We start from the raw sequence: 26,866 nt of genomic DNA, 5'->3' as shown, positions 1-26,866 counted from the left end.
CCCCACAGTCGTCACCCACGGACCGGAAGGCCTGACACCATGAAGAACGGTCAGATCGCCAAGCTGGCTGTCCCCGTCGGGATCGTCGGGATCGTGCTGCTCCTCGTCATCCCGCTGCCCGCGTGGATGCTCGACTTCCTCATCGTGGTGAACATCGCCGGCTCGCTCGTCATCCTGCTCACGACGATGTACGTCAAGCGGCCGCTCGACTTCTCGGTGTTCCCGTCGCTCCTGCTCGTCGCGACGCTCTTCCGTCTCGGTCTCAACGTCGCCTCGACGCGCCTCGTGCTCCGCGACGGGTACGCCGGCGACGTCATCGAGGCGTTCGGTCACTTCGTCGTGGGTGGCTCGCTCATCATCGGGCTCGTCATCTTCCTCATCCTCGTGGTCATCCAGTTCGTCGTCATCACCAACGGTGCCGGTCGTGTGGCCGAGGTCGGCGCCCGATTCACGCTCGACGCGATGCCCGGCAAGCAGATGGCGATCGACGCCGACCTCAACTCCGGGCTCATCACGGAGGACGCTGCCCGCCAGCGGCGCGCCGACGTCGCGGCCGAGGCCGACTTCTACGGTGCGATGGACGGTGGCTCCAAGTTCGTCAAGGGTGACGCCATCGCCGGCATCATCATCACGATCGTCAACCTCCTCGGCGGCATCGCGATCGGCCTCCTGCAGCGTGGCATGGAGTTCGGCGAGGCGATCGAGACGTACAGCCTCCTGACCATCGGTGACGGGCTCGTCACCCAGATCCCCGCGCTGCTCCTCTCGGTCTCCTCCGGCCTCATCGTCACGCGGGCCACCGCCGAGTCGGACCTCGGGACGTCCGCGAGCAAGCAGCTCATGCAGTCGCGCACGTCGCTGCTCATCGCGGGTGGGGCAGCGATCTCTCTCGCCCTGCTGCCGGGGATGCCCAAGCTCCCGTTCATGGTCGTCGGTGCCACGCTGCTCTTCGCGGCTCAGCGGATCAAGGCCTCGGAGGCCCGCGAAGCGAAGGAGGAGCTGCTTGAGAAGGCCGTCGCCGTCGCCGGACCGGCGGCCGACACGCCCGAGCGGCTCATCGAGGACATGCGTGTCTCCGCCCTCGAGATCTTGCTCGCCCCCGACCTCGTCGACCTCGTGAGCTCCGGCTCCGACGACGACCTCCTGGCCCGCATCCGTGGCCTGCGCCGCAAGATCGCGCTGGACCTCGGGATCGTCGTCCCACCCGTGCGCACCCGAGACTCGGTCGAGCTCCCCGCGTCGACCTACGTCCTGCGGATCTCCGGTGTCGAGGCCGCTCGCGGTGAGGTGCCCCCCGGTCGCGTCCTCGCGCTCGGCGACGACCTCGGGTCGCTCCCGGGCACCGAGGTCCACGAGCCCGTGTTCGGCCTCGCCGGCAAGTGGGTCCCGACCGAGATGCGCTTCGCGGCCGAGATGACCGGCGCGACCGTCGTCGACCGGGTCTCCGTGCTCATCACGCACCTGAGCAGCGTCATCAGCGAGAACGCCGGCCGCCTCCTCAGCCGTGAGGACGTGCGGATCCTCACGGAAGGCGTCAAGCAGGTGAACCCCTCCGTCGTCGACGAGCTCGTGCCCGGGCTCCTGTCGCTCGGCGAGGTGCAGCGCGTCCTGCAGCGGCTGCTCTCCGAGCAGGTGCCCATCCGCGACCTCGGTCGCATCTACGAGGCGCTCACCCTGCGGGCGAAGGTCAGCTCCGACCCGGAGGGCCTCGTCGAGGCGGCCAGGCTCACGCTCGCGCCCGCCCTCACCGCGCAGCACAGCCGTGACGGCGTGCTGCGGGTCATGACGCTCGACCCCGTGCTCGAGCAGGCGCTCCTCGAGGGCCTGCGTCCGGGCGACCAGGGCAGCCAGATCCTCCTCGACCCCGCTCGGCTCGACGCCATGCTCCGCTCCTACGTCTCGGGGCAGACCGCCGCCGAGAACCAGGGTCACGTCGTCGTGCTCGTCTGCGCGCCCGCCCTGCGTCCCGCGCTGCACTCGCTCATCGTGCTCCACCAGGGCGAGGCCCCCGTCCTCTCGTACTCTGAGGTCACCGGGTCCGGGCTGAAGATCGAAGCGGTGGGGGTGGTGCGTGATGCCGAAGCGATTGCTGCTTGAGGGCAGCGACCTCGAGACGCTCCTCCTGCGCGTGCGCGCCGAGATGGGCCCGCAGGCCAAGGTCATCAAGGCCGAGCGCGTGCGCACCGGTGGGGTCGGTGGCTTCTTCGCCAAGGAACGCTTCGAGCTCACTGTCGAGGTGCCCGACCCGGCGACCGGGGTCGGGGTCCTGGACACCGAGCCGCAGGCCGTGCGGTCGTCGCCGCTCATGACGCCCGCCAGCCGTGGACCCGTGCCCCCCGTCGCTCCCGCCGTCTCGGGCATCGACGCGCTCCTCGACGCGGCCGACGCCGCCGACGGCCCGGTCCACGACGAGGATCTTCCCGTCTCGACCGAGCGGGACTCGTTCGCGAGCATCCTCGACTCGGTCAGACAGCTCGCCTACGAGACGTCCACCGGGGCACCTGTGCGCGACCCTGCGCCTGCGGTGCCCCGAGCGACGACCGCTCCTGTGCCGAACCCGGAGGTCGCTCCCGAACCGGTCCCCGTGGTGCTCGGCAAGAGCGTGCGCCCGGCCGAGTTCGTCGCGGTCCGCACCACCGGAGCGAGCTTCGGCGAGCTCGTGGACCTCGGTGTCCCGCGGCGCATCCTCGAACAGCTGCCCCCCGGCCAGGGCAGGTACACCCTGTCCCAGGTGCTCTCGCACGTCCCGCGCGCGCCACGCCTCGTGCGTGAGCCCGCCTCCGTCGTCGTCGTCGCCGGGGTGGGGGAGCCGGTGATCGACACCGCGTCGGTCATCGCCCGTCGCCTCGGCCTGACGGACTCCGAGATCGGGCTCGCCGGCCGCTTCACCCCGCGGTCCGGCTACGGGCCCTGGGTGCTCACGGGGATGTCGGCGCGCCGGCTGCGGGCGGCGACGGTGGAGACGGAGAACACGCTCGTCGTCGCGCTGGGCGTGGGCGTGGACGCCTCCGACTGGTCGGTGGCCGCGGGTCTCGTCGACGCCTTCGACCCGGACCAGGTGTGGGCCGTCGTCGAGGCCGACCGCAGCATCCGGGACGCCCGCCGCTGGATGGGCGCGCTCGGCGAGCACCGTCCGCTCGACGCGGTCGCTGCCTGCAACGTCACCTCCACGACGGCTCCGGCGGCCGTGCTCGAGCTCGGGGTACCGGTCGGGATGATCGACGCCGTCCCGGCCTCGGCGGTCGTCTGGGCGGCCGCGCTCAGCGAGCACCTCGCCGACCCGCAGTGGGACTGACCGCCGCCCGGTCCGGAGCAGGAGCGGCGCGCCGGGCGCACGTCCCGGGCTGTCCACCGCAGCCGTGTCCCCGGGGCCGCCGGGGCACGCTGGGGTAGTCTCGGTCCATGCTGGTCCTGAGTCGACGCGTCGGAGAGAAGCTCCTCATCGGCGACGACATCGTCGTCACGATCATCGACACGCGCGGTGACGGGGTCCGGATCGGCATCGAGGCGCCGCGCACGACGCGGGTCAACCGCGCCGAGGTCGTCGAGGCTGTCACCGCGAGCAACATCGCAGCCATCGCCGCCGGCGAAGGGGCCGAGGACGTCCTGCGCAAGCTCGTCCGACCCGCAGGGGGCACGCCTCCCGCCCCCGCCGTCCCGACAGCACCCGCAGCGCCCGCCGGACAGAGCGAGCCTCCCGCGTCCTGACGCCGTTTTCATCCGCGACGCCCGCGATGAAGCCTCATACATCTGCGTTCCCGACCGATCTGCTGTCTTGACGGATAGATCCATCCGTCATGAGGCGGAGGGAGCGAGTCGGTGGAAGACATTGACGACATCGTTCAGGAATTCTTGGTCGAGAGCTACGAGAACCTTGACCAGCTGGACCAGGACCTCGTCGCTCTGGAGAGTGCACCGTCGTCCCGCGAGCTGCTCTCGAGCGTGTTCCGGACGATCCACACGATCAAGGGGACCAGCGGCTTCCTCGCCTTCAGCGACCTCGAGCGTGTAGCCCACGTCGGGGAGTCCCTCCTCGTCCAGCTGCGCGACGGCCAGCGGCAGATGGACCAGCACACGACCGACGTCCTGCTGCGCATGGTCGACGTCATCCGCGAGATCCTCGGCCGCATCGAGACCACCGGCACCGAGGGCGGCGTGGAGGTCGACGACACCGTCGCGGCCATCCAGCGCACCCTCGACGGCGAGACCGCACACGCTGCACCCGCCGCGGGCGCGGCGGTCACCGAGCCCGCCGTCGCGGAGCCCGTCGTCGCCGAGCCTGCCGTCGCCGAGTCGGCCGTGGCCGAGCCCGCGGTGTCTGCAGCACCTGCAGTGCCCGTTGCACCCGCAGCGAGCGTCGCACCTGCTGAGTCCGCCGCACCTGCGGTGACGGAGCCTGCGGCGACCGAGCCTGCACCTGCCGAGCAGACGGCACCCACCGGTGGCATCCGTGTCGCCACCGCCCCCCAGCCGGCACCGGCGTCCTCTGTCACCCCCCCTGCGGGGACGCCGGTGTCCACCCAGCCACCTGCCCCGGCGGCCGCACCTGCACCGGCCGCGGCCGTGTCCGCAGCGTCGGAGACCCCGACGGGTCGCTCCTCGAGCGAGTCGTCGATCCGCGTGGACATCGGTCTCCTCGACGAGCTCATGCGTCAGGTCGGCGAGCTCGTGCTCGTCCGCAACCAGATCTCCCAGCTCGCCGGCTTCGACTCCGACGCCGAGCTCACACGCTCCTCCCAGCGGCTCTCGCTCATCGCGTCGGAGCTGCAGGAAGGGGTCATGAAGACCCGGATGCAGCCCATCGACCACATCTGGTCGAAGATGCCGCGCATCGTGCGCGACCTCGCTGCCGCGTGCGGCGTCGACGTCCGCCTCGACATGGTCGGTGGGGACACCGAGCTCGACCGCAGCCTGCTCGAGTCGGTCAAGGACCCTCTCACCCACCTCGTGCGCAACGCGATCGACCACGGCATCGAGACGCCCGCCACCCGGGTGGCGAACGGCAAGTCCTCGACCGGGGTCCTCACCCTGCGGGCCTACCACGCCGGTGGTCAGGTCATGGTCGAGGTGCGCGACGACGGAGCGGGCATCGACCCCGAGCGTGTCGCGGCGAAGGCTGTCGAGCGCGGGCTCAAGACCCCCGAGCAGCTCGACAGCATGACGAGCAACGAGATCCTCAACCTCGTCTTCCTCCCGGGCTTCTCCACCGCTGCGGTCGTGACGAACGTGTCCGGCCGTGGCGTCGGGATGGACGTCGTGCGCAGCAACATCGAGTCCATCGGTGGCTCGGTCGAGGTGGACAGCGACGTCGGGCGCGGCACCACGTGGCGCCTGCGGATCCCGCTGACGCTCGCGATCATGCCCGCCCTCACCGTCCGCAGCGGCAGCGAGATCTACGCGATCCCGCAGGTCAGCCTGCAGGAGCTCGTCGCGCTCGACAAGCAGAAGACGCGGGACGCGATCGAGCACATCGGTGCGGCCGAGGTCTACCGCCTGCGCGGCGCCCTCCTCCCGCTCGTGCGCCTGAGCGACGTCCTCGGCCAGTCCCAGGGCGACGTCGACTCGGCGGTCATCGCCGTGCTCCAGGCCGACAACCAGCGCTTCGGCCTCATCGTCGACCGGGTCCTCAACAACGAGGAGATCGTCGTCAAGCCGTTGGCCACCCAGCTCAAGTCGATCGGCATCTACGCCGGTGCGACGCTCATGGGCGAGGGCCAGGTCGCTCTCATCCTCGACGTCCAGGCGATCGCACGCCGCACCCTGTCCGGCGACATCCCGGACACGGACCAGCGTGGGGCCGACGACCGGACGTCCGGTGGGCACGAGGTCCAGGAGCTGCTCGTCGTCACCGCGGGCGCCGGGCGCCGCGTCGCGATCCCTCTCGCGGCGGTCACCCGCCTCGAGCAGGTCGCTGCCGACCGGATGGAGTTCGTCGGTGGGCACGAGGTCATCCAGTACCGGGACGCGATCGTCCCGGTCATGCGCCTCGCTCGTGCTCTCGGCTCCTTCGACGGGGAGAGCGAAGACCTCTCGCTCGTCGTGTTCACCCGTGGCCACCGCACCATCGCCATGGTCGTCGACGAGATCATCGAGATCGTCAACGACGACGGCGTGGACCGCTCGGCGGTCGATGACATCGGCCTCCTCGGCTCGATCGTCCTGTCGGGACGCGTCACCGAGCTGCTCGACGTCCCGGCCGCGCTCGCGCAGGCGGACCCGCTGTTCTACCAGGACGAGATCGACGACGTGTCGTCCCTCACCAAGACCTCAGAGATGGCGGGCGTCTGATGCCGACCCAGTATGTGACCTTCCGCATCCAGGACGCCCTGTACGGCGTCGAGGTCATGCGCGTCTCCGAGACGCTCGGGCACCACGCCCGCACGCCGGTGCCGCTCGCTCCCGTCGGCATCGCCGGCCTCGTCAACCTGCGGGGCCAGGTCGTCATGACCGTGGACCTGCGCCCGCGGCTCGGCTTCGAGGCGCTCGCGCCGGCGACCGAGTCGATGATGATCGTGGTCGAGGTCGAGGACGGCTCGATCAGCCTGCTCGTCGACGAGGTCGGCGAGGTCCTGACCCTCGACGACGACCAGTTCGAGACCCCGCCGGACACACTGCCGGCGCACGTGCGCGACCTCATCACAGGCGCTTTCAAGCTCGAGACCGGGCTGCTCCTGACCCTCGACGTGGACGCCGCCCTCGCAGCCTGAACGGGCTGGCAGCACCTCGAGCACCTCATCGTTGTCTTCTTCGTCCAGAAAGTCACTCATGTCCACGACCACTGCACCTCGTGCTGCCCAGAAGCCGCCCCCGGCTGCCCAGACCGCGCCCGCGGACGGCGACGTGACGGTCCGCTTCGGCATCCGTGCTCGCATCCTCTCGCTCGTCGCGGTGTTCGTCCTCGTCCTCGTGGTGGTGAGCGTCATGAGCATCACCGCGCTGCGGACGACGAGCGAGGACGCCAAGACGATCGTCGGGCTGCAGACGTCGGTCGCCGGTCCGCTGAACGCCGTGCACCAGAACCAGCTCAAGGCACGCATGATCGTCGCGCAGATCGCTGCAGCGCCGGATTCGGCCGCAGCGGGCGAGTGGCTCGTGGCGCAGGGCGAGAACGACGAGGAGATCGCCGCAGACATCGAGAGGCTGAAGGTGGCCGTGGCTGGTGCCAGCCCGGCGCTCGAGCGCTTCTACCCGGCCTTCGAGGCGTGGCTCGACGCCCGGGACAAGATCGTCGTGCCTGCCGCGCTCGCCGACGACCCGGCGCTCTACACCGAGGCCCTCAACGAGACGGGCGAGCCGCTCAAGGATGCCTACCTCGTCGATCTGGACGAGGCGCACGTCGAGCTCGACGAGTACGCAGGGAGCATCTCCGACGCCGCGAACGCGGAGTCGTCGCGGGCGACGATCATCGTCGTCGTCATCGGCCTCGTCGGTGTCGCGCTGGCGCTCACCGGTGGGCTCTTCGTCGCCGGCGGCATCCGCCGCTCCGTCGGTGCGGTCCAGCGCTCGCTCGAGGCTCTCGCCGGTGGCGACCTCACGGTGCGCGCCGAGGTCACCTCGCGCGACGAGACCGGCGTCATGGCGAACGACCTCAACCACGCTCTCGAGAAGCTGCGCGAGACGCTCTCCGGCGTCGTCGGCTCGGCTGGTCAGGTCACCGAGTCGAGCCACGGCATGAGCGCCGGTGCGTCGCAGATGATGCAGGGTGCCGAGGAGTCCAGCGCACAGATCGGCGTGGTCGCCGCGGCGGCCGAGCAGGTCTCCCGCAACGTCCAGACCGTCGCGGCCGGTGCCGAGCAGATGGGCGCCTCGATCCGCGAGATCGCCCAGAACGCGAACGACGCCGCGAAGGTCGCACAGTCCGCCACCTCCGTCGCCCGCACCACGAACGAGACGGTCGCCAAGCTCGGCACGTCCTCGCAGGAGATCGGGAACGTCGTCAAGGTCATCACGAGCATCGCTGCGCAGACGAACCTCCTGGCGCTCAACGCGACCATCGAGGCTGCTCGTGCCGGCGAGGCCGGCAAGGGCTTCGCCGTCGTGGCGAGCGAGGTCAAGGACCTCGCCCAGGAGACCGCCCGCGCCACGGAGGACATCGCGCGACGCGTCGAGGCGATCCAGCTCGACACGGTCTCGGCCGTCGCCGCGATCGGCGAGATCTCCGAGATCATCGCGAGCATCAACGACTACCAGCTGACGATCGCCTCGGCGGTCGAGGAGCAGACGGCCACGACGAACGAGATGGCACGGTCCGTCACCGAGGCCGCGACCGGCTCGGGCGAGATCGCCGCGAACATCTCCGGGGTCGCCCAGACCGCGGAGACGTCGAACGGCGTGATCAGCGAGATGGGCACCCGCGTCACGGACCTCGACGGCATCGCCGTCCAGCTCCGCGAGCGCATCGCCGCGTTCACCTTCTGACGCCCTCGGTGCCCCTTCCTCCGTCGAGACGGGCGAAGGGGCACCGTCGTCGGTGCGAGAGGGTCCGCGACCGCGATCTCACCCTCTGCAGGGGGTGAGGCGTGGTCGTCGGGCTTCACACGGCGCACGGACCTGCCGATGACACCACCAGACCCGGTCTCCAGGACGGGCGACGGGCGACGCGCCGATGCGTCTGCCCGAGCAGCAGTCATGAAAGGACAGCCCATGTCTTCCAGCCTCGCCGGTGCACCCGAGGTCCGCTTCGGTCTGCGCGCCCGCATCGCGACGTTCGTCGCCGTCTTCGTCGTCGTGGCGACCGCGCTCGAGGTGGTGGCGATCAGGGCGGCGAGCCTCCTCGGTGAGCAGGCGGACGCCCTCGCGGCGACCGACCCGGAGCTGGCTGCGGCGGGGAGCTCGTCGGCCTCGTCGCTCCTGTGGACGGCCGTGATCGTCTTCGTCGTCGGCGTGGCCGGTGCGCTGGCTGTCGGGACACGTCTCGCGCTGCGCATCCGCAACGGCGTCCTCGCGGTGGGTGCTGTGGCCGACGGGCTCGCTGCGGGCGACCTCACGGTGGCCGCCGACGTGCGCTCGAGCGACGAGCTCGGGCTCTTGGCCTGGTCGCTCAACCGGGCGCAGGCCTCGTTGCGGGAGACCATGACGGGTGTGGTCGGCGCGGCTCAGGCGGTCGCCGACGCAGCGCAGGGCCTGACCTCGGGCGCGTCGACCATGACGGCGGGCTCGGCGGAGTCGACCGGCCAGATGAGCTCGGTCGCGTCCGCGGTCGAGCAGGTGACCCGGAACGTCGAGACGGTGGCGGCGGGTGCCGAGGAGATGGGGGCGTCGATCCGCGAGATCGCGCAGAACGCGAACGAGGCGGCGAAGGTCGCGCAGTCGGCGACCTCCGTGGCGCTCTCGACGAACGAGACGGTCGCCCGGCTCGGTACGTCCTCGCAGGAGATCGGGAACGTCGTCAAGGTCATCACGAGCATCGCGGAGCAGACGAACCTCCTCGCCCTCAACGCGACGATCGAGGCTGCTCGTGCCGGCGAGGCGGGCAAGGGCTTCGCCGTCGTGGCGAGCGAGGTCAAGGACCTCGCCCAGGAGACGGCGCGCGCCACGGAGGACATCGCGCGACGCGTCGCGGCGATCCAGGTCGACACGGGGTCCGCGGTCGAGGCGATCGGCGAGATCTCGACGATCATCGCGAGCATCAACGACTACCAGATGACGATCGCGTCCGCGGTCGAGGAACAGACGGCCACGACGAACGAGATGGGGCGGTCGGCGGCGGCCTCCGCCGCCGGCTCCGGCGAGATCGCGGGGAACATCGCGCACGCCGCACAGTCGGTCGGCTCGTCGGGCGAGGCCATCACCGACATGAACGAGAGCATCCACAGCCTGGCGGGCATCGCAGCCGACCTGCGCCGACGCGTCGCGACCTTCACCTTCTGAGGCGCGAGATGCCGACCCAGCGCACCGCGTCGACGATGATGCACGGCGTGACCGGCTCGATCACGGCGGCACGGTCGCGTGCGGCCGCCACGTGGGCGCGCTCGGGCGGGCGCCTGCGTCCACCGACGCTCCCGACGCTCAGTCCGGAACGGTCCGCCGCCCTGCGCACCCGCTGGTCGGACCGGTCGATCGTCACGAAGATCATGGTCGCCGTCGGCGTCATGGCTCTGGCCGCGGTGCTGGCGGGCGGGGTGGGCGCGGCGTCGCTCGCAGCCGTCGACCGGCAGTCGAACGAGCTCTACACGGCGAACGTCGTGCCCATGCAGCACCTCTCGGACGTCCAGGCGATGTTCCAGACGGACCGGGCGAGGACCCTGCAGTACGGGGTCGCCAGAGCCGACACCCGCGCGGAGCTCGAGACCCAGCTCGAGGAGAGCCTCGTCGAGCTCCAGGCCCTCATCGCGAAGTACACCCCGTACGCGATGGACGCGAAGGACGTCGAGACGCTCGCGTTCGGCGTCGACAACTACCACGCGATGGCCCGGTCGGGTCTCTTCCCGCTCGTCGGCAACGAGAACCTCCGAGCGTTCGGCCTGTACGTCGACGGCACGATGGAGCCGCTGAGCCGACTCGTCGTCGAACCCCTCCAGCGCGAGACCCTCGCCCAGTCGGACGCGGTCGCCGACCTCTCGGCGCAGATCCACACCACCGCGATCCGCTCGACCCTGCTCATCGTCCTCGCGACCGCTCTCGGTGCGCTGTCCGCGCTCGGCCTCGCGCTCGTCCTCGCACGCTCGGTCAAGACGCGGCTCGGATCGGTGCAGACCGCGCTCGCCGCGGTCGGGGAGGGCGACCTCACGGTCGAGTCCGGCATCACGGGCGTCGACGAGATCGGGGACCTCGCGGCATCGTTGGCGCTCACGCAGGCGAGCCTCCGGGAGCTCGTCGCGAAGGTCGCCGAGGCCTCGCACAGCGTCCGCGCCGCCGTGACCGACCTCTCGCAGGCGAACGAGACCGTCTCGAGCGGTTCGGAGGCCACGAGCACGCAGGCCGTCGTCGTCGCGTCCGCTGCGGAGGAGGTGAGCCGCAACATCCAGACCGTCGCCGCGGGCGCCGAGGAGATGGCTGCGTCGATCCAGGAGATCGCGGTCAACGCCCAGGCCGCGGCCGAGGTGGCGAGGAGCGCGACGTCTGTCGCGGACTCCGCGCACTCCTCGGTCGGCCAGCTCGGCGTGTCGAGCGAGGGGATCGACGCCGTGGTCCGGTCGATCGTCAAGATCGCCGCCCAGACGAACCTTCTCGCGCTCAACGCGACCATCGAGGCTGCACGTGCGGGCGAGGCGGGCAAGGGCTTCGCCGTCGTCGCGAGCGAGGTCAAGGACCTCGCCGGCGCGACCGCGCGGGCGACGGAGGAGATCGTCCTGCGGGTCGGTGCGATCCGCGTCGACACGGCATCGGCCGCGAGCGCCATCACCCGGATCTCGGAGATCGTCTCGACGATCGACGACTACCAGATGACCATCGCGTCCTCGGTCGAGGAGCAGACGGCCACGACGCAGGAGATGACGCGGTCCGTCGCCGAGGCGGCCACGGGCTCGGGCGAGATCGCCGCGAGCATCACCGGGGTCGCCTCGGCCGCGGCGGAGTCGAGCGAGACCGTCACCCGGATGGGTGCGACCGTCGCGCAGCTCCTGCGCACCTCGGGCGAGCTGGACGAGCAGGTGACCCAGTTCACCTACTGACCCGGCTCGGCTCCTGATCCGATCCACCTCCTGACCCTCCAGGCCCGTCGTCGTGTCTGATCCATCCGCACCACCGGTACACACACGAAAGCGGTCCTCTCATGGCTCTCTCCTCCCGTCTCGACAACCTTCCCCTGGGCCGGCGCCTGGGCGCGAGCTTCGGCGTCGTCGGCCTCCTCGTCGTCGTGAGCGCCGGCGTCGGCATCGCTGCGGTGGCGCAGCAGGCCGAGCTCGCGGACGAGCTCTCCCGCGTGGACCGCGTGGTCCAGGACGCGGAGGTCGCCCGGTTCCAGATCGCCGACCTCACGGGATGGCAGGGCCTCATGATCTCCGACGCCGCGATCCTCGGTCCCGACGTGGCGCTCGGCGCCGAGGGGTACAACCATGCAGGGATGGAGGAGGGCGGGGCCGACGTGCTCACGTGGCTCGACGAGCTCGACACCTCGGCCATGACGCCGTCGGAGCAGGCGGTCTTCGACCAGCTCGCACCGGCGTGGGACGGCTTCTTCACCTGGAACGACGTGGTCGTCGACCTGCTCGCCGAGGGGACGCAGGAGAGCTTCGAGGAGGCGCTCGCGAGCATCAACGGTGGTGAGGCAGGCGCGGCCTACGGGGAGATCCTCGGGCTGGCCGACGAGCTCCAGGCGTCCGCCACCGCGCGGGCCGACGAGCTGCGGGACGAGCAGGTGGCAGCACAGCGCCAGGCGCTCGTCGCTCTCGTCGCCGTAGGGCTGCTCGCGTCTCTCGGTGCGGCGGCCCTCGCGTTCTCGACGACACGGTCGCTCGTCCGCCGGGTGGGACGGATCCAGGTCGTCGCCGACGCGATGGCGGCGTCGGACCTCACGGAGACGACCGGGCTCGTGTCGACCGACGAGGTCGGTCGTGCCGCGATCGCCGTCGACGCCGCGGTGGGTGCCGTCCGTGGCCTCGTGCGCTCGGTCGCGGAGTCCGCCGGTGTCCTCGCGGTGGCGTCCGAGGAGCTGGCGTCGTCGAACACGCAGGTCGCCGCTGGGGCGGAGGAGACGAGCGCGCAGGCAGGAGTCGTGGCTGCCGCGGCCGACGAGGTGTCGCGCAACGTCCAGACCGTCGCGGCGGGTGCCGAGCAGATGGGGGCCTCGATCCGCGAGATCGCGACGAACGCCAACGAGGCAGCGCAGGTCGCCGGGCGTGCGGTCGCCGTCTCGGAGACCACGGCGTCGACGGTCAGCGCGCTCGGCCTGTCCTCGCAGGAGATCGGGAACGTCGTGAAGGTCATCACGAGCATCGCGGAGCAGACGAACCTCCTCGCGCTCAACGCGACGATCGAGGCAGCCAGGGCGGGGGAGGCCGGCAAGGGCTTCGCCGTCGTGGCGAGCGAGGTCAAGGAGCTTGCGGCCGAGTCCGGCCGCGCTGCCGAGGACATCGCACGCCGGATCAGCGAGGTGCAGTCCCAGACCCTCTCGGCGGTCACGGCCATCAGCGAGGTCTCCCAGATCATCGCGAGCATCAACGACTACCAGCTGACCATCGCGTCCGCCGTCGAGGAGCAGACGGCCACGACGAACGAGATGAGCCGCTCGGTCACCGAGGCGGCGACCGGTTCTGGCGAGATCGCCGCGAACATCTCGGGGGTGGCCGTGGCTGCGAGCTCGTCGAGCGAGACCCTCGGCCAGATGACGGGCACGGTCGCCGAGCTCGCCGAGATGGCGGACAGCCTGCGCCGCCAGGTCTCCGTCTACACGTACTGACGGACGACCGACAGTTCACCTCCCGCCGCCGTCGTGGGCGCCTCACACCCGGTCTGTCGTGGCCGATAGGAGGACCGGTCACAGTGCACGCAGCACGCGACGCGGACAGGAAGCGGGACATGAGAAGCATCTCGAGCAGGGCGCGAGGCCTTGCGACGACAGCGGTGGCGGCGGTGGTCGCTTCGATCACGCTCACGGCGTGCGCGAGCGGCGACGCCGCGGGAGCAGACGGCGACGGCCAGCTCGTCGGTGTCGCGATGCCGACGACGACGTCGCTCCGCTGGGTCGGTGACGGCACCAACGTCGAGGCTCAGCTGGAGGCGCTCGGGTACACGGTCGACCTCCAGTACGCCGAGGACGACGTGCCCACCCAGGTCGCCCAGGTGCAGAAGATGATCGACGACGGCGCCGACCTCCTCATCATCGGCTCCATCGACGGCACCGCCCTCAAGGCCCAGCTCGCCGAGGCCGCCGCTGCGGACATCCCCGTCATCGCGTACGACCGGCTCATCCGTGACAGCGCCGACGTCGACTACTACGCGACGTTCGACAACTACCGCGTCGGCGTCCAGCAGGCCACGACCCTCCTCCAGGGCCTCGGCGTGCTCGACGAGACCGGCGCGCCCACCGGCGCGGCCGGCCCGTTCGTCATCGAGGCCTTCGCCGGCTCCCCGGACGACAACAACGCGACCGTGTTCTACAACGGTGCGCTCGCGACCCTCCAGCCCTACATCGACAGCGGTGTGCTCCAGGTGCCGTCGGGTGAGACCGCCTTCGAGACGATCGCCACGCTCAAGTGGGACGGTGCGACCGCCGCGGAGCGCATGAACGCGCTCCTCGCGGGCACCTACGCGGGGACGGACCTCGTCATCGACGGTGTCCTCTCGCCCTACGACGGCATCTCGCGCGCCATCATCGACGCGCTCAAGGCCGACGGCTACGGCACGGACGCCAAGCCGCTGCCGATCGTCTCGGGCCAGGACGCGGAGGCGGACTCGGTGAAGTCGATCATCGCGGGCGAGCAGCACTCCACGATCTACAAGGACACCCGCCAGCTCGCCGAGGTCGCGGTCGCCATGGGCGACGCCCTCCTCAAGGGCGACGAGCCCGAGGTCAACGACGTGACGTCGTACGACAACGGCGTCGAGGTGGTCCCCACGTACCTCCTCGCACCGCTCGTCGTCGACGTGTCGAACTACGAGGCGCTCCTCGTCGGCGGCGGCTACTACACGGAGGACGAGCTGCGATGACCGTCACCTTTTCCGAGGACCTGCGCAGGCACTGGTTCTGGGACCGCCCCGTCGGGGTGAAGATCGCGACGTCCCTCGTCGTCATGGCCGTCGTCTTCGGCGCTGTCGGTGGCCTCGGCGCCGTCGCCCTCGCCCGGGCAGGCAGCAACCTCGAGGAGGTCAACACGCTCACCGGTGAGCTCCAGGGCAACCTCGGAGACCTGCGAGCGGCCCAGGCCACGAGCCACCTCCTCGTCCGCCGTGCAGCCGGCGCCACCGATGATGCGACGCGGGAGCAGATCCTCACGTCGTCGTCGTGGAACGACCGCACGGTGGAGAAGCTCATCGCGGAGGTCGAGGGATACGAGCAGTCCGAGACGCAGCAGTGGAGCGACTTCGTCGACCGCTGGGAGGCGTGGACGGCCTACCGGGACGCCACGATCATCCCGCTCGCGTCAGAGGGCGACGTCACCGGCGTGGAGAACGCTCTGGCTGCCGACGTGGCGGGCGACCCCGACAGGGCAGGCCGGGCGCTCCTCCTCGCGCAGGGGCAGATCGACTTCCAGGTCGGGGCAGTCCTGGCCGGCGCTCAGGACGAGGTGCGACGCACGATCCTCGCCCTGGTCATCGGCTTCCTCATCGGGGCTGGTATCGCGATCACGGTCGCCGTCCTCGTGACGCGGCGCGTGACGTCCTCGATCAACGACGTGAAGTTCGCGCTCGAGACGATGGCGACCGGAGACCTCACTCACACGGTAGAGATCCGCAGCCGCGACGAGCTCGGTCAGATGTCCGCGTCGTTCGACGAGGCGCAGGAGAACCTGCGGGCCACGATGGCCGGAGTGGTCGACACGGCCGCCACCGTCGCCGCCGCGGCGGAGGAGCTCGCCACGGCGAACGCCGAGGTCGCCGCCGGCACGGAGGAGACGAGCGCGCAGGCGGGCGTCGTCGCCGCTGCCGCGGACCAGGTGAACCAGAACGTCCAGACCGTCGCGGCAGGTGCCGAGCAGATGGGCGCCTCGATCCGCGAGATCGCGAGCAACGCGAACGAGGCGGCGAAGATCGCCGGCCGCGCCGTGGAGCACTCGACGGCGACCGCCGTGACGGTGGGCCACCTCGGTGAGACCTCGCAGGCGATCGGCACGGTCGTCAAGGTCATCACGAGCATCGCGGAGCAGACGAACCTCCTCGCGCTCAACGCGACGATCGAGGCCGCCCGGGCGGGCGAGGCCGGCAAGGGCTTCGCCGTCGTCGCGAGCGAGGTCAAGGAGCTCGCCTCCGAGTCGGGTCGCGCGGCCGAGGACATCGCCCGCCGGATCGACGAGGTGCAGAGCCAGACGGCCTCCGCGGTCTCCGCCATCAGCGAGATCACGGCGATCATCTCGAGCATCAGCGACTTCCAGATCACCATCGCCTCGGCGGTGGAGGAGCAGACCGCCACGACCAACGAGATGAGCCGTGGCGTCACCGAGGCCGCGTCCGGCGTCGGTGAGATCGCCGCGAACATCGGCGGCGTGGCCTCGGCCGCAGCGATCTCCTCGGAGGTCGTCACCCAGATGGGCGACTCGGTCTCCGAGCTCGCGAAGATGTCCGCCGACCTTCGTGTGCGCGTCGCGCAGTTCACGATCTAGACGCATGACAGACGGGGACAGGTTCAGCAGATGACCATTCGTGTGGTGGTGGTGGACGACTCGGTGGTGATCCGCCGGCTCGTGGTCCAGGCGCTCGAGAGCGATCCTGACGTGGAGGTCGTGGCGACGGCCGCGAACGGGCGCCTTGCGCTCGCGAAGGTGGAGCAGCACGCTCCGGACGCCGTGACCATGGACATCGAGATGCCCGAGCTCAACGGCGTCGAGTCGGTGCGCGAGCTGCGCAAGCGCGGGCACACGATGCCGATCATCATGTTCTCGACGCTCACGGAGCGCGGGGCCGCAGCGACGTTCGACGCGCTCGACGCCGGTGCCTCGGACTATGTGGCGAAGCCGTCGAACGTGGGCAGCATCAACGAGTCGCTCAAGGCGGTCGCCGACCAGCTCATCCCGAAGATCCGCGCGCTCGTCCCGAGGTCCGTCGGCCGATCGTCGCCGGCACGGACGGCCGGACCGGCTGCGGGGCGCGGTCGCGCCGACGCTGCGCAGCCGAGACCTGTGGTGAGCCTGCGGACGGCGCCACGGCGCCACCCGGTCCGGGCGGTCGTCCTCGGCTGCTCGACCGGTGGGCCGGAGGCACTGTCCCGGGTCATCGAGCGGATCACCGAGCCGCTGCCGGTCCCGCTCCTCGTGGTCCAGCACATGCCGGCGGTGTTCACACGTCAGCTCGCGCACCGCCTCGACCGGCTCGGCCCGTCCCAGGTCCACGAGGCGACCCACGGGCAGGTGCTCGAGGCCGGTGGCGTGTACATCGCGCCGGGCGACACGCACATGGAGATCGAGGGCACGGCCGGGCGGTACCGGGCGAAGATCACGCACGGCGCACCGGTGAACTTCTGCCGCCCGTCCGTGGACGTGCTCTTCCGGTCGGCGCTCGGCGTCGTCGGGTCCGAGCTCCTCGCGGTCATCCTCACGGGGATGGGCGCGGACGGGAAGGTCGGCGCGGGTGCGGTCGCGGACGCCGGCGGGACCGTCGTCGTCCAGGACGAGGAGACGTCCGTCGTGTGGGGCATGCCCGGCGCGACAGCGATGGCCGGCTACGCGCACAGGGTGCTGCCGATCAGCGAGATCGGGCACACCATCTCAGGGATCGTCCAAGCGAGCCAAGGTGCACAGGAGGTGTCACGGTGAGTCTGACTGCAGAGAGCTTTACGTTCGTCGCGGACCTGGTCCGCAAGAAGAGTGCGATCCACCTGCCTCCCGGCAAGGAGTACCTCGTGGAGAGCCGGCTCATGCCGCTCGCCCGGCGGGCCGGGATCTCCGTCGACGACTACGTCCGTCGCCAGCGCACGACGGCGAGCCTCACGGAGGCCGAGCTCATCGTCGAGGCCCTCACCACGAACGAGACGAGCTGGTTCCGCGACGCGCTGCCGTTCCTCACGCTCGCGGGACACGTCCTGCCCGAGGTCTTGGCGAACAAGCCGCCGACCGCGCCGCTGAAGATCTGGTCCGCGGCCTGCTCGACGGGCCAGGAGCCGTACTCGATCGCCATGACGCTCCTCGACGCGCTCGCCGGACCCACACCGCGCATCGAGATCACCGCGACCGACCTGTCGGGCGAGGTGCTCGCGAAGGCCGAGCGAGGCGCGTACACGCAGCTCGAGGTCAACCGCGGTCTCCCTGCGAAGTACCTCGTCAAGCACTTCACCAAGGCCGGGACCGAGTGGCAGGTCAGCAAGGAGCTGCGCTCGCTCGTCCGCTTCTCGAAGCACAACCTGCTCGGCGCACCGCCGGTGGGACCGTTCGACATCGTCTTCCTGCGCAACGTCCTCATCTACTTCGACGTCGAGGTCAAGCGCGACATCCTGCGCCGGCTCCGGACCGCGATGCGGCCCGGCGGCTTCCTCGTCCTCGGGGCGGCGGAGACGACCGTCGGGATCGACGACGCCTGGCAGCGGGTCCAGGTCGGACGGAGCTCGATCTACCAGAACACGACAGGGAGCAGGACATGAAGGCGCTGGTCATCGACGATTCCCGCACGATGCGGCGCATCGTCACCACAGTCCTCAAGGACCTCGGCTACGAGACGACGGAGGCCGGCGACGGCCAGGCCGCGCTCGACGTGCTCGAGGCCGGCGACACGTTCGACCTCGCGTGCATCGACTGGAACATGCCGGTCATGGACGGCCTGACCTTCGTCACCAAGGTCCGGGAGAACCGCGACTGGCGCTCCCTGACGCTCATGATGGTGACGACCGAGAGCGAGCACGGGCAGATCGTCCGTGCGCTCGCCGCAGGCGCCCACGAGTACCTCATCAAACCATTCACCCCGGACGCCCTCCGGGACAAGCTGGAGCTGCTCGGGCTGCTCCCAGTAGAGGAGACAGTGTGATCGCCGGAACTCTGACAGTGGGCCGGGAGCAGATCCTCGCCATCTCCCAGGACGTCTTCGCCGCCATGATCGACGACGGCGAGACGATCGTCTTCGAACGCTTCGGTGACGTGAACGAGCCGGCGGACCCGATCGTCGCGTGGGTCGACATGACCATCGGCGGGCTCGGGATCGGCGCGCGCGCCGTCGTCCGGACCGAGAGGACCGTGGCCGACGCGCTCACGCGTGCACTGCTCGTCATGGACGCCGACGAGGTCGTCGGACCCGAGGACCTCGTGGACGCGTTCGGCGAGATCGCGAACGTCGTCGGTGGCAACGTCAAGTCGCTGCTCGCGGCGCACGCCGTCCTCAGCCTGCCCACCGTCGCGGGCGAGGCGCCCACCATGGCCGAGCACCAGTTCCTGCAGCAGATCCCGCTCGACTGGCGCGGCCACACTCTCGTCGTGTCACTCTGGTCCTTGAGCTGACCGTGGGGACCGCACCACACGCATACGTTCGACCAAGGGGAGGGAACCCATGTACGTCTTGATCGCTGATGACAGCCGCGTCATGCGGCAGATCGTGATCCGCACGCTCCGGCAGGCGGGCTACGACTGGAAGATCGTCGAGGCCGCGGACGGCCAGGAGGTCTACGACCTCGCGCTCGCGGAACAGCCGGACCTCATCCTGTCCGACTGGAACATGCCCAACGCCACCGGCATCGAGGCGCTCAACGCGCTGCGCCAGGCGGGCTGCATGATCCCGTTCGGGTTCGTGACCTCCGAGGGCTCGCCGGAGATGCGCGAGCAGGCGGACGAGGCAGGGGCGCTGTTCCTCATCGCGAAGCCCTTCACTGCGGAGTCCTTCCGCGACGTCATCGACCCGGTGCTCGTATGAGCGCCACGCCGCTCCCCAGCGCGCTGGAGGTTCGTGAGGTGCTCGAGGGGCTTCTCGGCCGTGAGGTCGAGACGCTCACCGGCGGGGCGATGGTCGATCCGGGCGCGCCCGGCGGGGCGCTCGTGGCGGAGTACATCTCCGACCAGATGCAGCTTGCCGCGCTCATCGTCATGGACATGCCGATGGCGGCCCGGGCCGGGGCCGCCATCGCGCTCATGCCCTCGGCCGCGTCCGAGTCGGACGTCGATGCCGGCGAGATCTCGGACGTGCTGCTCGAGAACGCCGGGGAGATCCTCAACGTCCTCGCCTCTCTGTTCAACGCGGAGGGTGCCCCGCACCTGAGGCTGAACACCGTGCACGCGCCCGGTGCGCCGATCCCGGCGGACGTCGCGCCGTGGGTCCTCGCCTACGTGGCGCGTCTCGACCTCGAGTGCGACGTCGCCGGCTACGGCCCTGGGGGGCTGTCCGTCCTCGTCATCTGACGCGACTGCAGGGTCGGCGCGACGCCGGCGTCACGCCTCGTCAGAGCACCACGCAGCTCCGGAGCCGGGTTCACGGCTTCGGAGCTTCGTCGTGCCCTGGAGCGTCGTGTCCGGGGCCGTCGTGCGCGATGTCGTCGCGCGCTGGACGGTAGCGGCGCCTGTTGGAGTGCTCCCAGAGGAGGCCGAGGACGCCGAGGGAGAGGCCGGCGGCGCACACGAGGACCTGCGCCGTGACGTCGAGGTCGGAGAAGACCGCGAGCGCCCCGAAGACGGCTGCTGCGACGCCCCACGAAGCGAGACCGACGAGGATCACGACGCGCAGGTCGACGTCGACCGGGCGGACGTCCTGTCGACGCCGCTCGGGGTGCAGCGTGAGCTCGATCGCCGGTGGCAGGTGGGGCATGTCTCCACAGTAGGCGGTCGGGGTGGGCAGGCGCAGACGACCTACGAGTCCGATTTGGACGACTTGGGGCGTGTGCCCGTCTCGGAGCACGTGAAGAATGTGTTAACAATGGGTATCGCGTGCGTCACACTTTCAGTGAACGTCGGTCGGTAAAAGGCTCGGGCGATTCCGTGATTGAAAACCGAGATACCCTCGTCCAGCCAATTCCGAGACGGTGCTGCGGGAGCTCTGGAAATGCATCTGCGCTGGTCCGTGCCGCATCCGGCGGGCGAGCGGCGTGGCACAGGAGGCCTCGGGCGCGCGGGGCGGAGCCCGGGGCGATCCGGTCTGTCCGCTCGTCAGAAACGGCACAAGATCAACGATCTGCCCCGTCAGATCGTGGGATGTATCCGACATTCGACACACTTGCCCTGTTTCCCGGTCTGACCGTGCGTGCTCGGCACCCAGCGGACCGGCGACGACACCTCGGCAATACCCATGAATTCTGTGCGCATTTTCCGTCTTGCATCGCCGACGATTCACGGGCAATACTTGGCGCGTACTCAGGAGTGCCTCAAGGCTCGGCGTTTGAGGGGGGAGCGCCTGAGATCGCCATGGTCCGTCACCGGACCTCCCGACACCTTGTGGAGAGACACCTATGAATCGACGAATTCTCCTGGTCGCGGCTGCCACCGTTGGTATCGCCCTCGTCCCGGCTGCCGCGCACGCGGCGCACTCGTCCGAGACGAGCGAGCGGACGTCCGCCGTCCTCGCCGGAGCCACGACACAGGGCAACGCCGTCGTCTACGCGGTCAACGGCCCCGTGGACAACGAGTTCATCACCGTGAACGTCGTCTCCAGCACGGAGGCTGTCCCGGAGAGCGCGATCACGATCGCGGGGACCGCGAGCATGAAGAAGCCGACCGCGGACGGCAGCGCGTCGTTCGAGGTGACCATGGAGGCGGGCGGCACCTACACGCTCCTCGCCACGGCTGCCGACGGCGACCTCATCGACTCGCAGGTCGTCACGGTCGTGCCCGACGGCACAGCGACCGTCGCAGGCACCGCCGAGAGCGTGTCGCTCGACGCCACGTCCTCGGTCGGTGCGACGTCCGGGCTCGGCGTCGCCCTCGGAGCAGGGGCGCTGGCCGTCGCCGGCGCCGGAGCGGTCGTCGTCGCCAGCAGGCGACGCGAGCTCACGAGCCGCTGACCTCCCGCGGCCTTCCAGACCCGCATCACCCGGCAGCGGCAGCGTCCGCACCGTGGTCGATGCACCGAAGCACGGTTGAGGACCTCGGGGGTGGGGTCCTCAACCGTGCGGGACGCCTCTCGTGCCCGAGGCGGGCACCTCGCCCCGCCCGCGCTGTCGCCGGCGTCGCGACGATCGTCGCCGGCGCCCTCCTCGTCGCCTGTGCACCCGGCGCCGCCGACCGCCCTGCGACGGCCGACCGCGAGGACTACGCCCTAGAGATCGTCGAGGCCGTCAACGGGGAGCGCAGCTCCGCAGGGCTCGACCCGCTCGCCCTCTCCACCTGCGCCGAGACGCAGGCGACCAGCCGGGCGACCCGCCTCGCGGCGGACGGTGGGTCTCTCGTCCATGCTCCGCTCGAGCCCGTGACGGACGCGTGCCCGCCCGCGTCGATGTCGGGGGAGAACCTCAGCCGGGCGAGCGCACCGCCGGCCGACGTCGTCGACGCGTGGATGAGCTCTCCCGGGCACCGGTCGAACATCCTCGCCAGGGGCTTCACACAGACGGGGGTCGCGTGCACGGACGACACCGGACCCGCCGGGGACGGCGTGCTGTGCTCGCAGGTCTTCCTCGGCCCGTGACACCCGTTCCCCCGCCTGACGCCGTCGTGCGAAGATCTTCCCCGTGACTCAGACAGCCGCGGCCGCAACAGAGCCGAAGAACGCGATGGACAGGTTCTTCAAGATCACCGAGCGTGGCTCGACCGTCGGCGCCGAGGTGCGCGGTGGTCTCGTCACGTTCTTCACGATGAGCTACATCATCGTGCTCAACCCCATCATCCTCAGCACCATCCCGGACGGTACCGGGAACTACCTCGGTGGGGGCTCCGAGCCGAACCTCGCGATGATCGCCGCGACCACCGCTCTCGTCGCCGGCGTGCTGACGATCCTCATGGGCGTCGTCGCGAACTTCCCGCTCGCGCTCGCCGCCGGTCTCGGCCTCAACGCCGTGGTGGCGTTCTCCATCGCGAGCCTCCCGGACATGACGTGGGCGGACGCGATGGGCATCGTCGTGCTCGAGGGACTCATCATCCTGCTGCTCGTCCTCACCGGTTTCCGCGAGGCCGTCTTCCGCGCCGTCCCGGTCGAGCTGAAGACCGCGATCAGCGTCGGCATCGGTCTGTTCATCGCGTTCATCGGTCTCGTCGACTCCGGCTTCGTGCGCATCCCCGCGAGCCAGGCGACCCCGGTCGAGCTGGGGATCAACGGCTCGCTCGAGGGCTGGCCGCTCTTCGTCTTCGTCTTCGGTCTCGTCGTCGCGATCGTGCTCATGGTCCGCAAGGTCCACGGCGCCATCCTCATCGCGATCCTCTCCTCGACCGTCCTCGCCGTGATCATCGAGGCCGTCGCGACGGTCGGCCCGCAGACGCTCGACGGCAGCAACCCCACCGGCTGGGAGCTCAACACCCCTGAGGTTCCCGACTCCTTGGTCGCCGTGCCCGACTTCTCTCTCCTCGGGCAGTTCTCGCTCTTCGGGTCCTTCGAGAAGATCGGTGCCGTCGCCGTCATCCTCCTCGTGTTCTCTCTGCTCCTCGCGGACTTCTTCGACACGATGGGCACCATGGTCGCCGTCGGTGGCGAGGCCGGGCTGCTCGACTCCGAGGGCAACCCGCCGCGGACCCGCCAGATCCTCATCGTCGACTCCCTCGCCGCCGCGGCCGGCGGCGCGGGGAGCGTCTCGTCGAACACGAGCTACATCGAGTCCGCTGCCGGGGTCGGGGACGGGGCCCGCACGGGTCTCGCATCCGTGGTCACCGGCATCGCGTTCCTCCTGGCCACCTTCCTGTCACCGCTCGTCGACATGGTCCCGTTCGAGGCGGCGACCCCTGCGCTCGTGGTGGTCGGTTTCCTCATGGTCATGCAGGTCTCGGGTATCGACTGGAAGAACCTCGAGGTCGCCATCCCGGCGTTCATCATGATCATCCTCATGCCGTTCACGTTCTCGATCACGGCGGGGATCGGTGGCGGCTTCATCGCCTTCGTCGTCATCAAGCTCGCGGTCGGCAAGGTCAAGGACATCCACCCGCTCATGTGGCTGGCGGCGATCCTCTTCGTGGCGTACTTCACACGTGGGCCTCTCGGTGAGCTTCTGGGTGCATTCTGACCCAGGGTCAGCCAGTTCGTCCCCACATCTGACGTAGTCTCGGGCACGTGAGACCGAGCCACATCTTCCGTCTGACCAACAGCGTGCAGCACTACGCCTGGGGGTCGGCCACAGCGATCCCCGAGCTCCTCGGCGTTGCCGCGGACGGGAGACCTGTCGCTGAAATGTGGCTCGGCGCGCACCCGCTCGCTCCGTCCCGGTGCGCGCCGTCGAGCATCGACACCGCAGGAGCAGGCGGCTTCGACGGGGTCTGGCCGGTCGCGCTCCCGGACCTCGTGCGCAGCGAGCCGGACCGGATGCTCGGTGTCTCGGTCGTCGAGGAGTACGGGCCGCGGCTGCCGTACCTTCTCAAGGTCCTCGCGGCGGAGCAGCCGTTGTCGCTCCAGGTCCATCCCCGGCCGCACGTCGCCCGGGCCGGGTTCACCCACGAGAACGCGGCGGGCATCCCGGTGGACGCCCCCGAGCGCAACTACAAGGACGACCAGCACAAGCCGGAGATGATCCTGGCGCTCACGCCCTTCGAGGGACTGTGCGGCTTCCGACGTCCGGTGCGCATCCTCCAGCTCTTCGACGGGCTGGACGGCGAGCTGCTCGGCGCGATGCGTGACGCCCTCCGCGCCTCACCCGACGCGACCGGGGTGCGGAACGCGTTCGAGGTCGCGCTCGCCGCTCGAGGCACCGACTGCACGGCAGACATCGCGGCGACCGTCGCGTCCGTCCGGGAGCGCATCGCCCGCGGCGGTGCCGGTTCGCCGGGCGGGGTCGTCTCGCGCGGCGACCACACGGCCGTCGCTCTCGCCGAGCACTACCCGGGTGACCCGGGCGCGCTCGTCTCGCTCATGCTCAACCGGGTGTCCTTGCTGCCGGGGGAGTCCGTGTTCCTCGCGTCCGGAGAGGTGCACGCGTACCTGTCGGGTCTGGGCATCGAGCTCATGGCGAGCTCGGACAACGTGCTGCGCGCCGGCCTCACCTCCAAGCGGGTCGACGTCGAGGCGCTCCTCGCGTGCGCGAGCTACGTGCCCCGCCCGCCGGTCCGACCGGTCGTGACCCCTGGCGTCGAGGGGAGCACGCTCACGACGTACCGCTCGCCCGTCCCGGAGTTCTCGCTCCTCTACGGCTCGGTCGTGGGCGAGGCTGCGGTGGCGCACACCGGGCCGCGGATCGTCCTGTGCCTCGACGGCGAGGTCCGCGTCGAAGGAGCGTCCCAGCCCGCGGGGGCGCCGGCGCGCCTCCGTCGGGGCGAGTCGGTGTTCGTGCCGCACGACGTCGGTGCCGTCACGCTCCGTGGGGACGGGACGGTCGTCGTCGCCTACGTGCCGTGAGGGTGAGCTCGGCCACCGCGCAGGTCGTTGCCTGAGGTAATGAGTTAGGGTAAGGGTGTGCCCCAGACCCCTTCCCCCGCCGAAAGTCTCGACATCGCCGACGACCACTGCGTCCCAGAGACCCTCGCCGGCCAGCTCCGGGTCGCGCTCACCCGCGTCGGGCGCCGGTTGCGCGCCCAGCAGGGCGAGACGGACCTCACCGAGGGTCAGCTCGCCGTCCTGTCCGCCATCCACCGGCACGGCCCCATGACCCCGGGCGCGCTCGCCGAGCACGAGCGCATCCGACCGCCGTCGATGACACGGACCGTGACCTCCCTCGCCGACGCCGGCCTCGTCGCCAAGGTCGGTGACGCGACGGACCGCCGGCTCGTCCTCGTCGAGCTCACCGAGCGCGGGACGAGCGAGGTCGCCGAGACGAAGCGGCGCCGCAACGCATGGCTCACCGAGAGCCTCGAGGGGCTGACCGAGGACGAGCGCCAGACGCTCGCCCGGGCGAGCGAGCTCCTCACGAGGATCGCCACTCGATGAGCCCGACCTTCACCTCGCTCAAGTACTACAACTACCGACTGTGGTTCGGTGCCGCGTTCGTCGCGAACGTCGGTACCTGGATGCAGCGGGTCGCGCAGGACTGGCTCGTCCTCACGGTGCTCTCGGACGACTCCGGCATCGCCGTCGGCGTCGTCACCGCGCTGCAGTTCCTGCCCGTGCTCTTCCTCTCCGCGTGGGCGGGCGTCCTCGCGGACCGCATGAACCGCCGCAAGCTCCTCATGATGACCCAGGGGACGATGGGCGTCCTCGCCCTCGCTCTCGGTGCGCTCGTCCTGCTCGGGCACGCCCAGCTCTGGCACGTCTACGTCTTCGCGACGCTCCTCGGCTGCGCGTCCGCCATCGACGGGCCCGTCCGCCAGGTCTTCGTCGCCGAGATGGTGCCTGCAGGCAAGCTCTCCAACGCGGTCGGGCTCAACTCCGCGTCCTTCAACGCGGCACGGCTCGTCGGCCCCGGCGTCGCCGGTCTGCTCATCACTCTCGTCGGCCCAGGCTGGGTGTTCGTCATCAACGGCGTGACCTTCGCGGCAACCATCATCGCCATGTCACGCATGCGGGTGGGCGAGCTCAACGTCATGCCTGTCGCGTCCCGGGCCAAGGGTCAGATCCGCGAAGGGATCCGGTACGTCCGGGGGCGCAGCGACATCGTCGTCATCATGGTGGTCATCGGCGTCGTCTCGACCTTCGGCCTGAACTTCCAGCTGACGTCCGCGCTCATGGCCCGTGAGGTCTTCGGCAAGGGCGCGGCCGAGTACGGGATCCTCGGTTCCATCCTCGCGATCGGCTCCCTCACCGGCGCGCTGCTCGCCGCCCGGCGCGAACGACCGCGTGTCCGCCTCGTCATCGGGGCCGCGTTCGCCTTCGGCGTCACCAGCGGGCTCATGGCGCTCATGCCGACCTACCTCACCTACGCGCTCGCGTGCATCCCGGTGGGCTTCGCGTCGCTGACGATGATGACGGCCGCGAACAGCACCATCCAGATGTCGACCGACCCGCAGGTGCGGGGCCGCGTCATGGCGCTCTACATGATGGTCTTCCTCGGTGCGACACCCATCGGGTCGCCGATCGTCGGGTGGGTGGCCGAGGTGTTCGGCCCGCGCTGGGCGATCGGCATCGGGTCCATCTCGGCGCTCCTCGTGGCGACAGGCGCCGCCCTGTGGACGTCGCGCCACTGGAACTACACCGTCAGCTATCAGATGTTCCACCGACCCCACGTCGCGGTGAGCTACGCGCGGACCGAGGCCGACGAGGACGAGGTCGACGCCCTCGCTGCCGAGCGTGCCGAGCGTCACCGGGTCGCCGAGGAGCTCCGTGCCCAAGAGGCGAAGGACGGTCTGACGTCAGCGTGACGCCGAGT

Annotated in this window: 24 protein-coding genes; 23 read left to right on the top strand and 1 reads right to left on the bottom strand. The window is 70.3% G+C overall.

Annotation, left to right across the window (positions count from 1 at the left end; all coding sequences use genetic code 11):
* Nucleotides 1–39: 39 nt before the first annotated feature.
* The 17 genes from ABKW26_RS05585 (at nucleotide 40) to ABKW26_RS05505 (ending at nucleotide 19,907) form a co-directional block, all read left to right on the top strand.
* Nucleotides 40–2,097 carry a flagellar biosynthesis protein FlhA gene (locus tag ABKW26_RS05585; protein WP_348591622.1) on the top strand — a complete coding sequence of 686 codons (2,058 nt, stop codon included), beginning with the start codon at nucleotides 40–42 and terminating at the stop codon, nucleotides 2,095–2,097.
* Nucleotides 2,075–3,295, top strand: a complete 1,221-nt coding sequence (locus ABKW26_RS05580; protein ID WP_348591620.1) for a hypothetical protein — start codon at nucleotides 2,075–2,077, stop codon at nucleotides 3,293–3,295. The genes ABKW26_RS05585 and ABKW26_RS05580 overlap by 23 nt, the downstream gene beginning before the upstream one ends.
* Before the next feature lie 107 nt (nucleotides 3,296–3,402).
* Nucleotides 3,403–3,708: a carbon storage regulator gene (locus ABKW26_RS05575; RefSeq protein ID WP_348591618.1), complete on the top strand. Its 306-nt coding sequence runs from the start codon at nucleotides 3,403–3,405 to the stop codon at nucleotides 3,706–3,708.
* A 111-nt stretch (nucleotides 3,709–3,819) separates the two neighbouring features.
* A complete protein-coding gene (locus tag ABKW26_RS05570) occupies nucleotides 3,820–6,288 on the top strand; it encodes a chemotaxis protein CheW (protein WP_348591616.1) in 2,469 nt (822 codons plus the stop codon).
* Complete coding sequence (locus tag ABKW26_RS05565) at nucleotides 6,288–6,707, top strand: chemotaxis protein CheW (RefSeq protein ID WP_348591614.1); 420 nt, start codon at nucleotides 6,288–6,290, stop codon at nucleotides 6,705–6,707. The genes ABKW26_RS05570 and ABKW26_RS05565 overlap by 1 nt, the downstream gene beginning before the upstream one ends.
* Nucleotides 6,708–6,765: 58 nt before the next feature.
* Nucleotides 6,766–8,418 carry a methyl-accepting chemotaxis protein gene (locus ABKW26_RS05560; RefSeq protein WP_348591613.1) on the top strand — a complete coding sequence of 551 codons (1,653 nt, stop codon included), beginning with the start codon at nucleotides 6,766–6,768 and terminating at the stop codon, nucleotides 8,416–8,418.
* Nucleotides 8,419–8,643: 225 nt separating this feature from the next.
* Entirely contained in the window at nucleotides 8,644–9,870 is a 1,227-nt protein-coding gene (locus ABKW26_RS05555; RefSeq protein WP_348591611.1) for a methyl-accepting chemotaxis protein, read from the top strand.
* An 8-nt stretch (nucleotides 9,871–9,878) separates the two neighbouring features.
* A complete protein-coding gene (locus ABKW26_RS05550) occupies nucleotides 9,879–11,612 on the top strand; it encodes a methyl-accepting chemotaxis protein (RefSeq protein ID WP_348591609.1) in 1,734 nt (577 codons plus the stop codon).
* Between the two features lie 101 nt (nucleotides 11,613–11,713).
* Nucleotides 11,714–13,339 (top strand): methyl-accepting chemotaxis protein, encoded by a 1,626-nt coding sequence (locus ABKW26_RS05545; protein ID WP_348591607.1) that lies wholly within the window; start codon nucleotides 11,714–11,716, stop codon nucleotides 13,337–13,339.
* Nucleotides 13,340–13,458: 119 nt separating this feature from the next.
* Entirely contained in the window at nucleotides 13,459–14,589 is a 1,131-nt protein-coding gene (gene chvE / locus ABKW26_RS05540; protein ID WP_348591605.1) for a multiple monosaccharide ABC transporter substrate-binding protein, read from the top strand.
* Nucleotides 14,586–16,199: a methyl-accepting chemotaxis protein gene (locus ABKW26_RS05535; protein WP_348591603.1), complete on the top strand. Its 1,614-nt coding sequence runs from the start codon at nucleotides 14,586–14,588 to the stop codon at nucleotides 16,197–16,199. Before chvE ends, ABKW26_RS05535 begins: the two co-directional genes overlap by 4 nt.
* A gap of 30 nt (nucleotides 16,200–16,229) precedes the next feature.
* The gene (locus ABKW26_RS05530; RefSeq protein WP_348591602.1) at nucleotides 16,230–17,348 is read left to right on the top strand and encodes a chemotaxis response regulator protein-glutamate methylesterase; all 1,119 of its coding nucleotides are present in this window, start codon (nucleotides 16,230–16,232) and stop codon (nucleotides 17,346–17,348) included.
* Complete coding sequence (locus ABKW26_RS05525; RefSeq protein WP_348591600.1) at nucleotides 17,345–18,169, top strand: protein-glutamate O-methyltransferase CheR; 825 nt, start codon at nucleotides 17,345–17,347, stop codon at nucleotides 18,167–18,169. The genes ABKW26_RS05530 and ABKW26_RS05525 overlap by 4 nt, the downstream gene beginning before the upstream one ends.
* Nucleotides 18,166–18,549, top strand: a complete 384-nt coding sequence (locus ABKW26_RS05520) for a response regulator (protein ID WP_348591598.1) — start codon at nucleotides 18,166–18,168, stop codon at nucleotides 18,547–18,549. Before ABKW26_RS05525 ends, ABKW26_RS05520 begins: the two co-directional genes overlap by 4 nt.
* The gene (locus ABKW26_RS05515; RefSeq protein ID WP_348591596.1) at nucleotides 18,546–19,016 is read left to right on the top strand and encodes a chemotaxis protein CheX; all 471 of its coding nucleotides are present in this window, start codon (nucleotides 18,546–18,548) and stop codon (nucleotides 19,014–19,016) included. Before ABKW26_RS05520 ends, ABKW26_RS05515 begins: the two co-directional genes overlap by 4 nt.
* 49 nt (nucleotides 19,017–19,065) lie before the next feature.
* Nucleotides 19,066–19,425, top strand: coding sequence for a response regulator (locus ABKW26_RS05510; protein ID WP_348591594.1), 360 nt, complete (start codon nucleotides 19,066–19,068; stop codon nucleotides 19,423–19,425).
* On the top strand, nucleotides 19,422–19,907 hold the full coding sequence (locus tag ABKW26_RS05505) for a hypothetical protein (RefSeq protein WP_348591592.1): 486 nt from the start codon (nucleotides 19,422–19,424) through the stop codon (nucleotides 19,905–19,907). The genes ABKW26_RS05510 and ABKW26_RS05505 overlap by 4 nt, the downstream gene beginning before the upstream one ends.
* A gap of 70 nt (nucleotides 19,908–19,977) precedes the next feature.
* On the opposite strand, the gene ABKW26_RS05500 is transcribed toward ABKW26_RS05505, so the two are convergent.
* A complete protein-coding gene (locus tag ABKW26_RS05500) occupies nucleotides 19,978–20,310 on the bottom strand; it encodes a DUF2530 domain-containing protein (RefSeq protein WP_348591590.1) in 333 nt (110 codons plus the stop codon).
* Between the two features lie 637 nt (nucleotides 20,311–20,947).
* Here ABKW26_RS05500 and ABKW26_RS05495 point away from each other — a divergent pair.
* The 6 genes from ABKW26_RS05495 (at nucleotide 20,948) to ABKW26_RS05470 (ending at nucleotide 26,858) form a co-directional block, all read left to right on the top strand.
* Nucleotides 20,948–21,499 carry a hypothetical protein gene (locus ABKW26_RS05495; RefSeq protein ID WP_348591588.1) on the top strand — a complete coding sequence of 184 codons (552 nt, stop codon included), beginning with the start codon at nucleotides 20,948–20,950 and terminating at the stop codon, nucleotides 21,497–21,499.
* 59 nt (nucleotides 21,500–21,558) lie between these two features.
* On the top strand, nucleotides 21,559–22,119 hold the full coding sequence (locus ABKW26_RS05490) for a CAP domain-containing protein (protein ID WP_348591587.1): 561 nt from the start codon (nucleotides 21,559–21,561) through the stop codon (nucleotides 22,117–22,119).
* 85 nt (nucleotides 22,120–22,204) lie between these two features.
* Nucleotides 22,205–23,641, top strand: a complete 1,437-nt coding sequence (locus tag ABKW26_RS05485; protein WP_348591783.1) for an NCS2 family permease — start codon at nucleotides 22,205–22,207, stop codon at nucleotides 23,639–23,641.
* Nucleotides 23,642–23,688: 47 nt separating this feature from the next.
* On the top strand, nucleotides 23,689–24,963 hold the full coding sequence (gene manA / locus ABKW26_RS05480; protein ID WP_348591585.1) for a mannose-6-phosphate isomerase, class I: 1,275 nt from the start codon (nucleotides 23,689–23,691) through the stop codon (nucleotides 24,961–24,963).
* A 57-nt stretch (nucleotides 24,964–25,020) separates the two neighbouring features.
* A complete protein-coding gene (locus ABKW26_RS05475; protein ID WP_348591584.1) occupies nucleotides 25,021–25,491 on the top strand; it encodes a MarR family transcriptional regulator in 471 nt (156 codons plus the stop codon).
* Nucleotides 25,488–26,858, top strand: coding sequence for an MFS transporter (locus tag ABKW26_RS05470; RefSeq protein WP_348591583.1), 1,371 nt, complete (start codon nucleotides 25,488–25,490; stop codon nucleotides 26,856–26,858). The genes ABKW26_RS05475 and ABKW26_RS05470 overlap by 4 nt, the downstream gene beginning before the upstream one ends.
* Nucleotides 26,859–26,866: the final 8 nt, after the last annotated feature.

Source organism: Sanguibacter sp. 25GB23B1, assembly GCF_040012415.1.
Classification (GTDB): Bacteria; Actinomycetota; Actinomycetes; order Actinomycetales; family Cellulomonadaceae; genus Sanguibacter.
The sequence above is the reverse complement of the archived record's forward strand: the minus strand, read 5'-3'. Positions and strand labels throughout refer to the sequence as shown.